General features: G+C 70.2%; 16 protein-coding genes. 3 read left to right on the top strand and 13 right to left on the bottom strand.

The genetic code is table 11. The features are described from left to right. Positions 1–63: 63 nt before the first annotated feature. From ABD331_RS26240 to ABD331_RS26185, 12 genes are all read right to left on the bottom strand, one after another. The gene (locus ABD331_RS26240; protein WP_344479753.1) at positions 64–825 is read right to left on the bottom strand and encodes an isoprenyl transferase; all 762 of its coding nucleotides are present in this window, start codon (positions 823–825) and stop codon (positions 64–66) included. A 59-nt stretch (positions 826–884) separates the two neighbouring features. Beyond that, entirely contained in the window at positions 885–1,382 is a 498-nt protein-coding gene (locus ABD331_RS26235) for a hypothetical protein (protein ID WP_344479750.1), read from the bottom strand. A 67-nt stretch (positions 1,383–1,449) separates the two neighbouring features. Further along, positions 1,450–2,331, bottom strand: a complete 882-nt coding sequence (locus ABD331_RS26230) for a DUF7064 domain-containing protein (RefSeq protein WP_344479747.1) — start codon at positions 2,329–2,331, stop codon at positions 1,450–1,452. Positions 2,332–2,356: 25 nt separating this feature from the next. Continuing rightward, positions 2,357–2,890: an SCO6045 C-terminal-like domain-containing protein gene (locus ABD331_RS26225; protein WP_344479745.1), complete on the bottom strand. Its 534-nt coding sequence runs from the start codon at positions 2,888–2,890 to the stop codon at positions 2,357–2,359. Further along, positions 2,887–3,702, bottom strand: a complete 816-nt coding sequence (locus ABD331_RS26220; RefSeq protein ID WP_344479743.1) for an MbnB/TglH/ChrH family RiPP precursor modification enzyme — start codon at positions 3,700–3,702, stop codon at positions 2,887–2,889. Before ABD331_RS26220 ends, ABD331_RS26225 begins: the two co-directional genes overlap by 4 nt. A 2-nt stretch (positions 3,703–3,704) precedes the next feature. Continuing rightward, entirely contained in the window at positions 3,705–4,610 is a 906-nt protein-coding gene (locus tag ABD331_RS26215; RefSeq protein WP_344479740.1) for a TIGR04222 domain-containing membrane protein, read from the bottom strand. 100 nt (positions 4,611–4,710) lie between these two features. Continuing rightward, positions 4,711–5,682, bottom strand: a complete 972-nt coding sequence (locus ABD331_RS26210) for a TIGR04222 domain-containing membrane protein (RefSeq protein WP_344479738.1) — start codon at positions 5,680–5,682, stop codon at positions 4,711–4,713. A gap of 76 nt (positions 5,683–5,758) precedes the next feature. After that, on the bottom strand, positions 5,759–7,624 hold the full coding sequence (locus tag ABD331_RS26205) for a phosphoenolpyruvate carboxykinase (GTP) (protein ID WP_344479736.1): 1,866 nt from the start codon (positions 7,622–7,624) through the stop codon (positions 5,759–5,761). A 261-nt stretch (positions 7,625–7,885) separates the two neighbouring features. Then, positions 7,886–8,407 carry a hypothetical protein gene (locus ABD331_RS26200; protein WP_344479733.1) on the bottom strand — a complete coding sequence of 174 codons (522 nt, stop codon included), beginning with the start codon at positions 8,405–8,407 and terminating at the stop codon, positions 7,886–7,888. A 69-nt stretch (positions 8,408–8,476) separates the two neighbouring features. Continuing rightward, the gene (locus ABD331_RS26195) at positions 8,477–9,637 is read right to left on the bottom strand and encodes a C40 family peptidase (RefSeq protein WP_344479731.1); all 1,161 of its coding nucleotides are present in this window, start codon (positions 9,635–9,637) and stop codon (positions 8,477–8,479) included. Positions 9,638–9,759: 122 nt separating this feature from the next. Beyond that, on the bottom strand, positions 9,760–10,260 hold the full coding sequence (gene greA, locus ABD331_RS26190; protein WP_043628806.1) for a transcription elongation factor GreA: 501 nt from the start codon (positions 10,258–10,260) through the stop codon (positions 9,760–9,762). A gap of 108 nt (positions 10,261–10,368) precedes the next feature. Next, entirely contained in the window at positions 10,369–10,788 is a 420-nt protein-coding gene (locus ABD331_RS26185; RefSeq protein ID WP_344479724.1) for a DUF4307 domain-containing protein, read from the bottom strand. Between the two features lie 134 nt (positions 10,789–10,922). Between ABD331_RS26185 and mca the strand changes: the two genes are divergently transcribed. The 3 genes from mca to ABD331_RS26170 all read left to right on the top strand — a co-directional run bounded on the left by mca (position 10,923) and on the right by ABD331_RS26170 (position 12,318). Beyond that, on the top strand, positions 10,923–11,807 hold the full coding sequence (gene mca, locus ABD331_RS26180; RefSeq protein WP_344479721.1) for a mycothiol conjugate amidase Mca: 885 nt from the start codon (positions 10,923–10,925) through the stop codon (positions 11,805–11,807). Positions 11,808–11,880: 73 nt separating this feature from the next. Then, the gene (locus ABD331_RS26175; protein WP_344479718.1) at positions 11,881–12,039 is read left to right on the top strand and encodes a hypothetical protein; all 159 of its coding nucleotides are present in this window, start codon (positions 11,881–11,883) and stop codon (positions 12,037–12,039) included. Beyond that, positions 12,040–12,318: a GNAT family N-acetyltransferase gene (locus ABD331_RS26170; RefSeq protein ID WP_344479715.1), complete on the top strand. Its 279-nt coding sequence runs from the start codon at positions 12,040–12,042 to the stop codon at positions 12,316–12,318. 52 nt (positions 12,319–12,370) lie between these two features. Here the strand turns inward: ABD331_RS26170 and ABD331_RS26165 are convergent, their stop codons facing one another. Beyond that, positions 12,371–13,519, bottom strand: a complete 1,149-nt coding sequence (locus ABD331_RS26165; RefSeq protein ID WP_344480312.1) for a hypothetical protein — start codon at positions 13,517–13,519, stop codon at positions 12,371–12,373. Between the last annotated feature and the right edge of the window lie 294 nt (positions 13,520–13,813).

Here is a 13,813-nt window from a genome sequence, read left to right as displayed (position 1 = left end):
CCGAAATGTCCGACCTGTGATCGGACACTTCCAACGTTACGTCCTGGATACCCGAATGTCGCGTCAGGAACCGTAACGCCGGTGTCTCGCAGCGTAATCACGCAGCGCCCGCAGGAAATCCACCCTGCGGAAGTCCGGCCAGTACGCCTCGTGGAAGTAGAACTCGGAGTGAGCACTCTGCCAGAGCATGAAACCGGACAGACGCTGCTCGCCCGAGGTCCGGATGAGGAGGTCCGGATCGGGCTGGCCGCGAGTGTAGAGATGCTCCGCGATGTGCTCGACATCGAGCACCTCGACGAGGTCCTCGATGCTCGCTCCCCTGCTCGCGTGTTCCTGGAGCAGTGAGCGCACCGCATCGGCAATCTCACGTCTTCCTCCATACCCAACTGCAACGTTCACAATCAGGCCTGGACGGTGTGATGACGCTTCTTTTGCATTTTTTAGGACATTAGCCGTACGGTCGGGCAGCAGATCGAGCGCGCCCACCGGGCTGATCCGCCATCCCTCGGCCACCAGCTCCTGCGTCACGTCCTCGATGATGCGCAGCAGCGGCTCCAGCTCCTCGCGCGGCCGGTTGAGGTTGTCGTTGGACAACATCCACACCGTGACCACCTCGACGCCGGTCTCACGGCACCAGCCGAGCAGCTCGGAGATCTTGTCCGCGCCCTTGCGATGGCCCGTGGACACGTCACGGATGCCCATGGCCCGCGCCCAGCGGCGGTTGCCGTCGATGATGACCCCGACATGCCGGGGGACGCCGTCCTTCGACAGCTTGGCCTCCAGCCGGTGTTCGTACAGCCGGTAGACCAGATCGCGCAGGCCCACGGAGTGCCTCCCCAGCGGTGCTTATGCCCCATTGGTCGTTTTGCCCCAACAGGCAATTATCACCGGGAATCGCCGTGCCCGCTCCCTCTCCACCGTTTCTGCGCCGAGTCTCTACCTTTCAGACACCCTTCCGCCTCATCCACGAGCTGCCGGACGAACACCGACAGCTCCGCCGAGGTCAGCACCGCCCGCATGCCCACGCCCGTGGCGCCCCAGGCCTCCACGTAGGCCCTCCTGGTCAGCCGCCACTCGCCGGGGCCCGGCTGCCACACGGGGATGGTGCGGAGCTGACAGCGCAGCTCACCGCCGCCCAGCCCCGCCCTGGTGCGGTAGCGGAAGGAGAACAGCTCGCTGTCCGGCTCGTCGCACGGGAAGCGGTCGTCGGGGTCGGCCCAGCGCCGCGAGCCCCGGCGGGCCTCGTCCACCCCGCTCGCCAGGCGCGCCAGCAGATGCCCGCAGCGCTCCCCGACGCTGCCGTACGGGGCGCCGTCGCGGTGCAGCTCCAAGGTGATCTCGTACGGCGCGCCGACGCTGTCCGTGCACGCGACGGGCGTCACGGTCAGATACGACCCATCGACGCAGCGTAGACCTCCCACGCCCCTCCCGTATCCCGCCTTATGGCTGCTAAACCCCCGGCTCCCAGGCGTGCTCCCGCCAGCCGGGCGGCTGGTGCCACTCCGTCCAGCCGTGGCCTGTGCGCCCGTCTTCGGTCTCGTACGCGCACAACGCCCTCGGGAACTCGGCCACCGCGCCCTCGGGCGAGGTCAGCGTCACCGGGGCGAACGCGATCGGGCGCACGGTCGTGGCGCAGCCGGGGAAGTGCAGCACACTCTCCACCGGCCGGTCCCCGTCGAAGACGGTGGCCGCCCAGAAGCCCTCGGCGTGCGCCAGGTCCCCCTTGGCGGCCAGGAACGCCGGCCAGGGCAGCTCCATGCCCAGGTTGGCGCGCATGCCGTGCAGGTACGTGCCGTCCTCCAGACGGGCGCTGCTCCACAGCCACGAGATCGACCACCAGTCGCGCACGCCCCAGCTGTGGTCGCGCTCGCCGTGCCCGTGGAACGGCGCGCCGTCGATCGTGCCGGTGACCTCGCAGGGGATCTCGTAGCGCGGGGTGATCGCGTAGCCGTAGACGCCGGCCGCCGAGCGGAACTCCAGGTCCAGGCTCAGCTCCGGGGAGCTCAGGTGGATGCGTGCGCGTCCGAAGGGGTCGATGGTGCTGTGACCGGCCGTGTAGCCGGGGCCCGCCACCGCGAGGTCCTGACCGGGCAGCGCCGCCTCGTGGTCGAGCACCGCGGCCCGGTGGCCGTCGGCGGTGACCAGGCAGGCCCAGTACCAGGCGCGGTTCCAGCCTGGGTAGAGGCCGAGCCGGACGTAGCCGCCCGTCCTGCCGTCCTCGGAGACGAAGTCGAAGTACCAGGACTCGTTCCACAGCGGCTCGCCGCCGGGCTCGTGCCGCTGCTCGTCCTCCTGGCCCAGGGGCCATTCGCCCATGTTGACGATCCGCATGACGCCTCCCAAGCGCTTGCTGCGATCATCGTATGCCAGGGAGGCGGGACCACCAGCTACGCCTCGGCGGTGGCTCCTCGGGCATCCGGCCGCGCTCGCGCAGCCAGGCGGCGAAGTCGTCGGCGTCCGTGCGGTAGCTGGATGGGGGTGCGGGGCGGGCGGCGGCGTACGCGGCGAACTCGGCCGCCAGGTCGGGGCCCGCGGCCGTGGCGGTGTCCGGGCGGATCCTGACCACGATGGCGCGGCGCTTGGACAGGAGGCTCACGGCCTGGGCGCGCATCCGGGCCGGGTCGAAGCCCTCCGGCACCTCGGCCCCCGCCACCAGGGCCGCCACGACCCGGCCCTGCGCCTCGGCCAGCCGCCTGCGCCGCTCCTCGCCCTCGGCCTCCCGCGCGGCGTCCTGCCCGTGCCGCTCCTGGCTCCCGGCCTCCCGCGCGGCGTCCTGCCCGTGCCGCTCCTGGCTCCCGGCCTCCGAAGCGCGCGCGGCCCGCGGGGGCTGCGGCGGCTGCGCCGGCGGCCCCTGTGCGCCGGCCGGCCGCCGCGCTCCTCCCGCGCTCATCCGTCCTCTCCGGCCATCGCCATCGCGGCCCTGATCCTGGACAGCTCGTTGGCCAGCACGGCGTCGCTCGGGTACTCGTCGTCCCACTCCAGCAGAACCCCGGGCGGGCTGACCCGGGAGCACAGCTCGGTCAGCAGGTCGAGCACCACCTGGGGCGCCTCGGCGGTGTGCGTGTCGTGCCAGATGCCGCCGTGCTCGTAGCCGCCTGCCACGTGCACGTAGGCCAGGTGCTCCAGCGGCAGCGTGTCCAGCGCCGCCACCGCCGGGAGACCGAGGTTGAACTGGTTGGTGTAGAGGTTGGCCACGTCGATCAGCAGCCCCACCCCGGTGGCCGCCACCAGCTCGGCCAGGAACTGCGCCTCGGTCAGCTCGTCCTCCGGCCAGCCGAAGATGGCCGCCACGTTCTCCAGGGCCAGCGGCACGGGCAGCGCGTCCTGGGCCTGGCGCACGTTCTCGACGACGACCTTCAGCGACTCGCGGGTGCGGGGCACCGGCAGCAGGTGCCCGGCCTCCACGCCGCCGCCGCGTACGAACGCCAGATGCTCGCTGACCAGCGGCGCGTCCAGTGCCTGCGCGCACGCCGCCAGGTGGGCCAGCCGGGCAGGGGAGGGCGGCTCCGCGCCGCCGACTCCGAGCGACACCCCGTGCGGGATGACCGGCAGGCCCCTGGACCGCAGCACGCGCAGGGACTCGGGCAGGTGGGCGGGCTTGATGTTCTCGGCGACCACTTCCAGGAAGTCGACGCCCGCCATGCGCTCGATGGTCAGGTCCAGCTCGGACCGCCAGCCGATGCCCACTCCCAGCCCCGCCATGGTCAGCTTCCTCCTCCGCAGCCTCCGCCGCCGCAGCCGCTGCCCCCGCCGCAGCCCGACGATCCGCTTCCGCAGCCGGAGCCGCCGTACGCGCCGCCGCCGCAGCCGGCTGATCCCGTAGCGTACGACGTCCTGCCGGACCGCACCCGCCGGCCCTCGTGCCTGGCCAGCTCGGTCCGCAGGCCGGAGTCGCGCACCTCGCTGACGCCGTAGAGCGCGAGCGGGACGGGCCCATGGCCGCCCCGGACGTTCGCCTGCCTGGCCGCGTCCAGAGCCTGCCTGCCGGACGGGGTCAGCTTCGCCCGCAGGCCACCCCGGTGGCCGGTGAGCACCACCTCCGCGCCGATCACCGTGCCGAGGAAGACGAGCGCGGCGAGCAGGGCGTGCAGGCTCGGGCTCAGGGCCAGGGTCAGCCCCTCGATCGCGAAGCCCGCGTACGCCGGCACCGACAGCACCCGCAGCCGCAGGCTCAGCCTGCGGACCTGGATGAACTCGCTGTCCGGCAGCAGCAGCCCCTCTGCCGTGAGGTGCTCCCCCATCCGCTGCATCGTGAGGCTCCGCATGACCTCACCCCTGAGCGACGCCATCGGCAGGCCCGAGTGCTCGGCCACCCGGCCGAGCACGCTCTGCTCGATGGGCTTGCCCGCGAGCGTGCTGGTGGCGACCTTGTGCACCTGGCCGCCACGGGAGACGCGGATGTCGCTGCGGGCGGCGAGTACGGCGATGGCGGTGTCGGCGACCCGTCGCGGCCCGCCGACCAGATATGCCAGTTCGTAGTGGTCGAGATCCCTGTAGCGGGTCCCGGTGACGCCGTCGCGAATCGCGAGGTGCGCCCGTTGGATCGCCGAGGTGGTGACGGCGGCGTAAGCCGCGATGGCCACCGAAACGATGAGCAGGAACAGGTCCATGTGCGGCCTCCCCTCGTGCGGCCAATCAGCCTGCGTGCCGGAAAGAGACACTTGTTCGCACGGTAGAGGCCGGAGCCGCGCCGGCTCCGGTTTTGCTCGTTTAGCTCCCGCTGGATCCGCCTCCGCAGCTCGATCCGCCGCCACAACTGGACCCTCCGCCACTACTGGATCCCCCGCCGCAGCTCGACGAGCCACCGCCGGAGTCGGAGCCGCCGTAGGAGTCGCCGAACGTCGTCCCGTCGCCGGCGTGCGAGCCGCAGGAGCCCGCGCAGTCACCGTTCGGGTCTCCCGCCGACAGCCCGTCGCAGAGGGTCCGGTCGTCGAGGTCGGACAGCCCGTACAGGGCGACGGGGATGCCGACGGCCGTGACCAGCGTGCTGTGGTCGCGCACGCCCCTGCGGTGGTAGGCGCGGGCGGAGACCAGGACGTCGCGGCCCTCGCGGGTGACGACGTTGCGCAGCCGCCGCTTCTGCCGGTACAGCCCGGACAGGCCGGTGACCACGGCGAACCCGGCAGCCAGGAAGGCGGCGACGAGGTAGCTCTCCTTGCCCGCCACACCGGTCGCGACCAGCACGAACAGCAGCACCAGGTATCCTGCGGCGCCGGCCACGGCCAGCCTGAGCCGGTCCAGGCGCTGCCAGGCCGGGACGAACGCGTTCTCCCGCACGATCAGCCCGCGCGCTTCGAGCCCTCCGGCCAGCGAGAGGAGCGCGGGATGCGGCTCCAGCGCCCGGCGCAGCTCGCCCGCCCGGTAGCCGCCCGGCCTGGCGGCCAGCGCGTCGAGCACGGCCTGCTCGATCGGCTCGGCCGAGGGCCGCGCCCCGTGCACCGGCGTGACCTGGGAGGTGCGCGACACGCGGACGGCGCCGGCCGTCGCGAGGACGGCCAGCGCCGTGTTGACGGCCCGTCGCGGGCCGCCGGACAGGTAGGCCAGCTCGTAGTGGGAGAGCTGGTGCCCCGTGCCGCTCGGCGTGACCTCGCCGATCCGCCTGCGTTCCCGCTCGACGCCCCGCTCAGCGGCGCTGACCAGGAGGAAGACTCCGACGGCTGCGATGAGCAGGACGAGATCCAAGGCGGGGCCTCCCGAGCGGCGGTACGGCGTCCGGCCAAGTTAGACGGCGGCGCCGTACCGCACAAGGGAGTTCCGCTCAGCCGAGGCGGTCGAGCAGCGCGTTGTACTCGTCCCACAGCTCCTTCGGCAGGTGGCTGCCGAACGTCTCGAAGTGGCCCGGGATCAGCGCGGCCTCCTCGCGCCAGACCTCACGGTCGACGGTCAGCAGCATGCGCAGGTCGTCGTCGGACAGGTCGAGGCCCTGGGTGTCGAGGTCGGCGGGCAGCAGGCCGATCGGCGTGGGCACGGCCTTGGCCTCGCCGTTGAGCCGGTCCACGATCCACTTGAGCACGCGGCTGTTCTCGCCGAAGCCGGGCCAGACGAACTTGCCCTCGTCGTTCTTCCTGAACCAGTTGACGTAGTAGATCTTGGGAAGCTGCGCGCCCTCGCGGCGGCCGATGTCCAGCCAGTGGCCGAAGTAGTCGCCCATGTTGTAGCCGCAGAACGGCAGCATGGCGAACGGGTCGTGGCGCAGCTCGCCGACCTTGCCCTCGGCGGCGGCGGTCTTCTCGGAGGCGACGTTGGCTCCGAGGAAGACGCCGTGCTGCCAGCTCAGCGACTCTGTGACCAGAGGCACGGCGGTGGCGCGGCGACCGCCGAACAAGATCGCTGAGATGGGCACGCCCTTGGGGTCCTGCCATTCGGGTGCGATGGTCGGGCACTGCGAGGCAGGCGTGGTGAAGCGGGCGTTGGGGTGGGCGGCGGGCTCGTCGCTGCCGGGCGTCCAGGAGCGGCCCTTCCAGTCGGTCAGGTGCGCCGGCGGCTCCTCGGTGAGGCCCTCCCACCACACGTCGCCGTCGTCGGTGAGCGCGACGTTGGTGAAGATGCTGTTGCCCCACAGCGTCTTGATCGCGTTGGCGTTGGTGACCTGGCCGGTGCCGGGGGCCACGCCGAAGAAGCCGGCCTCCGGGTTGATCGCGTAGAGGCGGCCGTCCTCGCCGAACCGCATCCAGGCGATGTCGTCGCCGATCGTCTCGACCTTCCAGCCCGGGATGGTGGGCTTGAGCATGGCGAGGTTGGTCTTGCCGCACGCGCTGGGGAAGGCGGCGGCGATGTAGCGGGTCTCTCCGGAGGGCGGCGTGAGCTTGAGGATCAGCATGTGCTCGGCCAGCCAGCCCTCGTCGCGGGCCATCACGCTGGCGATGCGCAGCGCGTAGCACTTCTTGCCGAGCAGCGCGTTGCCGCCGTAGCCGGAGCCGTAGGACCAGATCTCGCGGGTCTCGGGGAAGTGGCTGATGTACTTGGTGGAGCTGCACGGCCACGGCACGTCCGCCTGGCCGGGCTCCAGCGGGGCGCCGACGGAGTGGACCGCCTTGACGAAGTCGCCCTGCTCATGGTCGCGCTTGCTGCGGCCTCCGTTGGCTCCTCCGTCGCTCTCTCCGGCCTTTCGCGCCGCTCCGCGCTCCTCGATCAGCCGCAGCGCCCGCTCGCCCATGCGCGTCATGACGCGCATGGAGACGGCGACGTACGGCGAGTCGGTGATCTCCACCCCGAGCTGGGAGATCTCGCCGCCCAGCGGCCCCATGCAGAACGGCACCACGTACATGGTGCGACCGCGCATACAGCCCTTGAACAGCTCGCCGAACGTCTGGCGCATCTCGCCCGGTGCGATCCAGTTGTTGGTGGGCCCGGCGTCCTCGCGGCGCTCGGAGCAGATGAAGGTGCGGTCCTCGACCCGGGCCACGTCGGTGGGGTCGGACTTGGCGTAGAAGCTGTTGGGCCGGGCGGCCAGCCGGGTGAGAGTGCCCTGCTCCACGAGGAGGTTGGTCAGCCGAGTCCACTCCTCCTCCGACCCGTCGCACCACTCGACGCGGTCCGGCTGGGTGAGGGCTGCGATCTCGTTCACCCACGCGGCCAATTCACGATTGCTGGTGGGCGCTTCTACTTCCACGGAAACGGACACGACTTGACTCCTCCACTCTCTCAGGGCCCAGTCATCATTAACGACGGAGCGCCCCGAAGGCCAATTGGCGTAGACCTATTGTCTGGGTGCGTCGCCGCAGGCAGCGGCCCTGACGATTGGGGGAGCCTACCCAGGCCGAGAGGATTTAAAAGAGGAATTTCTCACCTCTCCGGGGGCCAGTGGTTTAGTCCAATTACGCTGGTCTAAACCAATTCCCGGAGTGGTTTAGTCCTTTCCCGGAGCCGTTTCCGCTGGCCGCTCTCAGGTATTGACGTCCGGCCCCGTGGAGCGAACGCGGTCGACGTGCTGCAGAGCGTCGCGCAGCTCACCCAGCCATTCGTCGGTGTTCTTTCCGACCAGGCGCACGCACCAGGCGAGCGCGTCGCTGCGGCTCCTGGCCACGCCGGCGGCCACGAGCGTGTCGAGCACCTGGCGCTCGGCCTGGCGCAGGCGCGTCATGACCGGCACGGACAGTGTGGTGAACATCACAGTCTCGCCGCCGCACACCACGCCCCAGGACACCTTCTGCCTGAACCGGTGCTCGGCCTCCCTGGCGATCTCGATCCGCCGCTCGCGGGTCTCCTCCCTGAACCGCCGGGCGAGCCCCTCGATCAGGGCCTGGCGCTCGGCCTCGGGCGTGTCGGCGGGCGGGTCGGGCAGCGTGCCGAGCACCGCGATCTCCTCGCGGTCCCTGACGATCTCGGGCGCGCCGGTGAACCATTCCTCCGGCAGCCGCCCGGTGAACCAGCCGCGCACCTGCGCGGTCGCGTCATCTGTTGCCATGTAATCAACATTACATTCTTGCGCCCGAAAAGCACGTGCAGGCAGAAGGACCTGTCGGCCAGGAGAGGGTCAGCGGACCTTGGCCGCCGCGATGGGGCTCACCCGGACGACGCCCGCCAGGTTCCTGGTGCTCACCGGGGCGATCTTCACCACGTCGCCGGTGCGCGGCGCGTGCAGCATCTTCCCGTTGCCCCAGTAGATGGCCACGTGCGAGATGTAGTCGGGGTTCGTCGGGTCGTTGCGCCAGAAGAGCAGGTCGCCGGGCTGCGCCTGCGAGTACGGCACCTGCGGCCCCGTCACCCACTGCTGGTGCGTCACCCGTGGCATCCGCACCCCCGCCTGCCCGTAGGCCCACTGGACGAGGCCGGAGCAGTCGAAGGTCTCGGGGCCTTCGGCGCCCCACACGTACGGGCGGCCCAGCTTGGAGACCGCCGCCTTGAGCGCGACCGTGAGCTGGTCGCCGGTCATGAACGAGCCCGCCGGCCAGTTCTGCTGGGTCACCTTCTGCTGCGGCTGCGGCAGCACCGGGTTGACCATGGCCACCTGGGTGCCCTTGCCCAGCGCCTTGATGATCTTCTTGCGCAGCTTGTCGGAGTTGGCCTTCGGGGCGCTGACGATGAGCGCGTTGTCGTGGGGCAGCCCCAGCGAGCGGCCGACCTGCTTGGACACGACGGCGTCCACGGCGCCGAAGCCGGTGGTGGCGTACGCGCCGATGCGCAGTTGCCCGGCCGAGCCCGCCGACACCCGGCTGTGCAGCGCCAGGCCGCCGTCGCTGCCGAGCACGAACGAGACCGCCACGTCGCCCGCCGCGACGTTCTGCCACAGCGCGTCGGACGAGGCGGTCACCTTGGGGGTGTACGAGCGGAACGTCGAGGGGTTGACGGCCAGCGTCTGCACGCGCTTGCCGTCGAGCGTGACCGAGGCCGCGTCGGCCAGCTCCAGCGCCCGCACGCCGGACAGCTTGGCGACCTTCTGCAGCATCTCGTTCGTGAACGGCGTGCGCGTGAGCACGAACAGGTTGGGCTTGTGCAGCTTGCTCAGCGGCGCCACCGGCTGGGTGGTCGCGGCCGGCCCGGCGGACGGCTGCTGGAGGGGGCGCTTCTGCGCCAGCGGCGTCTGCCGGGGGGTGGCCCGCACGACCTCTGCGGGCCCGAGAGCAGCCTCCGGCTGCGTCAGTAACAGCACATCGGCGGTCAGCACCGCTACCAGAGTCACGACGATGAACGGCACCAGTTTGTAGGTATTACGCCGTTTACGGGTCTTGACTAAGAAACTGAGGTCTTGCCGGATTCCGGACCCATGCGAAAACTCCGCCGGGCCAACGTGGGCCCGGCGGTCGTGGTCCAGGGGGGTCAGTTGCCGATGTACGGCACAGCCTCGAGGATCTCGACGGTGTTCTGCCGTCCGTTGGGCAAGGAGTAGGTGGCCTTCTCTCCGATCTTCTTCCCGTTGATCGCCGCCCCCAGCGGGGACTTGGGCGAGTAGACGTCGATCGGCGCTCCGCTCTCCTCGCGAGAGGCGAGCAGGAAGGTGACCTCGTCGTCGTCACCGACGAACCGGATGGTCACGGTCATGCCGGGGCCCACCACGCCCTCTGCCTTGGGGGCCTCTCCCACCTGGGCGTTGTCGAGAATCTGCCGGAGGTGGAAGATCCGGGCCTCCATCTTGCCCTGCTCGTCCTTGGCGGCGTGGTATCCGCCGTTCTCGCGCAGGTCGCCCTCTTCACGGGCGGCCTCGATCTTCTTGGCGATGTCGACGCGCCCGGGGCCAGAGAGATACTCGTACTCCGCCTTCAGGCGGTCGTACGCCTCCTGCGTCAGCCATGTGACGTTCTCATCGCGAGAGTCGGCCACGGGTTCTCCTTGCTTGCCTAGGGGGCCCTGAGATCACTTGAGGTTGCGTACGGTTGAATTGCGAAAGGCTAACAAGTTAACCGCTCGAACGCTTCCCCAAATGTCTCACTATACGAGATTGCAGTACTGGATGTGGACGGAAGTCGCCTGGCCACTCGTGTCCAGGCTTTCCTTGAGCTGCTTACTACCCCCACCAGGCGGGATTCTTACTTCCTTGCTGCCCACTTCCGCATGATTGACGTCCAGAGCCCTGATCCGGCAGACGGCCACCCTATCGTCTGGCTTGTATACCTCGAAAGTGATCTCGGCCCGCGTGGGGCCGTTGACCTTGAACGTCACGACCTGCGCCGGCGCCTCAGAACCTCCGGCCGTCATCGACCACATCACGTAGCCCCAGCCACCTGCGATGATGGCCACGAGCACGCCGATCACCACGTGGACGACCAGCCGGCCACCTCGTCTGGGTCGGTCTGGAAAGTCGTCGGGCGTGCCGAGAACGGGCCCGTTCCCGGCATCTCTGGTGACCATGGCGGAATCTCCCTGCACTCCCTCAGCGTTATCCGAGACAATTGTCGCCCGCGGGGGGTGTGCCCTCGCGACCGCCCAGCAGAAACTAACCTCTCTGGGCGACTGACCGGTCCCGACTGAGGAGCATCGAGCCCGTGAGTGCACCGCTGAGGCTGATGGCCGTCCATGCCCACCCCGACGACGAGTCGAGCAAGGGCGCCGCCACGATGGCGCGTTACGTGCGCGAAGGCGTGGAAGTGCTGGTTTGTACCCTCACGGGCGGTGAGCGCGGATCCGTGCTCAACCCCAAGATGGACCGGCCTGAGATCGTCACCAACATCGCCGAGGTCCGCAAGGCCGAGATGGACAGGGCGCGCGAGATCCTCGGCGTCGAGCAGCGTTTCCTGGGCTTCGTGGACTCCGGGCTGCCGGAGAACGAGGACGAGCAGTTGCCCGAGGGCTGCTTCGGCCTGCAGAAGCTGGAGGACGCCTCGGCGCCGCTGGTGGCCGCCGTCCGCGAGTTCAGGCCGCACGTGATCATCACCTATGACGACGACGGCGGCTACCCGCACCCCGACCACATCATGACCAACAAGGTCTCCGTGGAGGCGTTCGAGGCGGCCGGCGACCCCGACCGCTACCCGGGCACCGGCGACCCCTGGCAGCCGCTCAAGCTCTACTACCAGATGGGCTTTACCAAAGAGCGCTTCGAGGCGCTGCACGAGGCCATGACCGAGCGCGGCCTCGGCTCCCCGTACGCCGACTGGATCTCCCGCTGGGAGGACCGCCCCGCCAAGTGGCCGGTCACCACGCGCGTACCCTGCGGCGACTACTTCGAGATCCGCGACGAGGCGCTCAAGGCGCACGCCACCCAGGTCGACCCCGACAGCTGGTGGTTCGTCTGCCCGCGCGAGCTGCAGCAGGAGATCTGGCCGACCGAGGACTACCACCTGGCGCGCTCCCTGGTCGACACCGAGCTGCCCGAGGACGACCTGTTCGCCGGCATCCACGCCGACGAGGTCGAGCCCGCCTGCCACTGACCGGCTGACCAGTGGCGGGACCACGGCCCCCCGGTGGCAGACTGGAGGGGTGATGGTTCTAGCAGCAGGTGAAGTGAGCCCGGGGCTCCTCGGGTTCGTCGTCGTGGCCCTGATCGGGCTCGCCCTGTACATCCTGATCAAGTCGATGAACAAGCAGATCTCGAAGATTCAGGTGCCGCGCGAGGGCGAGGCCGAGGGCGAGACCCGCGACGACGAGAAGGCCAAGAAGTAGATGGCCGTCGAGATCGTCGACAACACGACGGAAAGCCGGTTCGAGATCCTCGTGGACGGCAAGGTCGCCGGGTTCGCCGACTACCTGCTGCTGCCCACGAAGATCGTCTTTACGCATACCGAGGTGCTGCCCGCGTACGAGGGGCAGGGGCTGGCGGGCAAGCTGGTCGCGCACGCCCTCCAGGCGAGCGCCGACACCGGCCTGCGCGTGGTGCCGCGCTGCCCGTACGTCGCCAAGTACATCGAGCGCCACCCGGAGTTCCAGAACCTGGTCGACTGACGGGGCTGCTCGGCGGCGCGCACGTCGCCGTCCTCGTCCCTGGACCGGCCGGTCACTCAGAAGCGGGCGACCAGGCGCGTTCGAGCGCCTTGGGCAGCCCCCACCAGCCCAGCGGCGTGAGCACCTCGTCCTCGTTCACCACGCCCAGCACCCGCCACAGGCTCACCACCGACTCGAACAGCCCCTCCGTCGCGTCCAGGTCGTCATCGTCCTGATCGTCGATGTCGATGTCCTCCGACTCGGCGATGAGCCGCGCCATCCGCTCGGGCGAGGCCAGCACCCCCGGCCCCAGCCGCACCAGCGCCGCCACCCCGGCCAGCCAGTCGGCGTGCTGGATCGCGCACAGGTTGGCCAGCGCCGTGTCCTCGTCGCTCAGGTCCCCGTCGAGGTCGGCGAACTCCTCCAGCACGTCATCACCGTCCGACAGGTCCGCGATCGGCCCGGCCACCCCCGCCGCCACCGCCAGCCACAGCTCCGTGTCGTCGTCCGGCAGCGGCCGGTCGCCGAACCCGGCGCAGGCCCGCAGCACGTTGGCGGGATAGCCGGGCAGGGCGAGCAGCGCGCGCAGCCGCGCCGACGCCGCCTCCAGCTCCGCGACGGGCACCTCCGGCTGCTTCGGCAGCTCCGACAGGATCCGCCGCAGCTCCGACAGCGCGAACGCCTCCTCCTCGTCCCACGCCGCGAACAGCTCCTCGTCCTGCTCGTCGCTGACCGCGAACCCCGGCACCCGCCCGTCCGGCAGCGGCGTGCCCAGCCACCGCTCCTGCAGCTCCTCGTAAGCCGTGCGGGCGTCGGAGTCGCCGGACGCCAGCGCGTCCGGGTCGATCTCGCCGCCCGCCACCCGCTCCTCCAGGTACGCCACGAGCCGCGCGAACATCTCCATGGCCACGGGCCCGCGCTCGTCCTCCTCCGGCCAGACGAAGTAGCTGGGCGTCATCAGGATCGGCTCCGTGCCCGTGGACTCCACCCACCGCTGCACGTCACCCACCGTCGCCGCACCCGCCTCGATCGAGCTCAACGTCGCCTTGGCGGAGTCCCAGAACGCCAGCGAGAGCGGGTTGCCCGCCGCCATCATGGCCCGCCGCAGGTCGGGCAGCGCCACCAGCGCCACGCCCGACGGCACGGCGAGCAGGGCCCGTGCCACGTCCCTGCGCGTGAGAGCCGATGCCGGACGACCGGCCTGGGCGCAGACGAAGTCCATATCCACGCCCGTAACCTACGCCGTAACGGCCCGCCCAGTCATCGCCGCGCCCATCACCGCACGCCTCGGCTGCTGAGACAGCCCGCCACCGCCGTCTAGGTAGCTGGTGTTAAGAGGTCGATCCTGGCCGGTTGCGTCTCGATCGCGGTCTGCTGAGCCGGGCCTGCGATCGAGCTTGGGTGGCCCAACCATTTGCGGGGTTCGGGCCGGCCCTGCGCTGCCGAGTCGTCCACAGGGGTCCTGAGTGGTGTCCACCGGCCTTCCACAACCGGGACGTTCGAATTGTTCTTCCTG

This window comes from Nonomuraea monospora (genome assembly GCF_039531895.1).
Taxonomy (GTDB): Bacteria; Actinomycetota; Actinomycetes; order Streptosporangiales; family Streptosporangiaceae; genus Nonomuraea; species Nonomuraea monospora.
Note: the sequence above shows the minus strand (reverse complement) of the source record. Positions and strands in the feature narration are given on the sequence as shown.

Coding starts and splice junctions, on each gene's coding strand:
- ABD331_RS26215 (WP_344479740.1), bottom strand. CDS start 4,610: ATGGACCTGTTCCTGCTCATCGTTTCGGTGGCCATCGCGGCTTACGCC.
- ABD331_RS26230 (WP_344479747.1), bottom strand. CDS start 2,331: ATGCGGATCGTCAACATGGGCGAATGGCCCCTGGGCCAGGAGGACGAG.
- ABD331_RS26170 (WP_344479715.1), top strand. CDS start 12,040: ATGGCCGTCGAGATCGTCGACAACACGACGGAAAGCCGGTTCGAGATC.
- ABD331_RS26225 (WP_344479745.1), bottom strand. CDS start 2,890: ATGAGCGCGGGAGGAGCGCGGCGGCCGGCCGGCGCACAGGGGCCGCCG.
- ABD331_RS26220 (WP_344479743.1), bottom strand. CDS start 3,702: ATGGCGGGGCTGGGAGTGGGCATCGGCTGGCGGTCCGAGCTGGACCTG.
- ABD331_RS26185 (WP_344479724.1), bottom strand. CDS start 10,788: ATGGTCACCAGAGATGCCGGGAACGGGCCCGTTCTCGGCACGCCCGAC.
- ABD331_RS26165 (WP_344480312.1), bottom strand. CDS start 13,519: ATGGACTTCGTCTGCGCCCAGGCCGGTCGTCCGGCATCGGCTCTCACG.
- ABD331_RS26200 (WP_344479733.1), bottom strand. CDS start 8,407: ATGGCAACAGATGACGCGACCGCGCAGGTGCGCGGCTGGTTCACCGGG.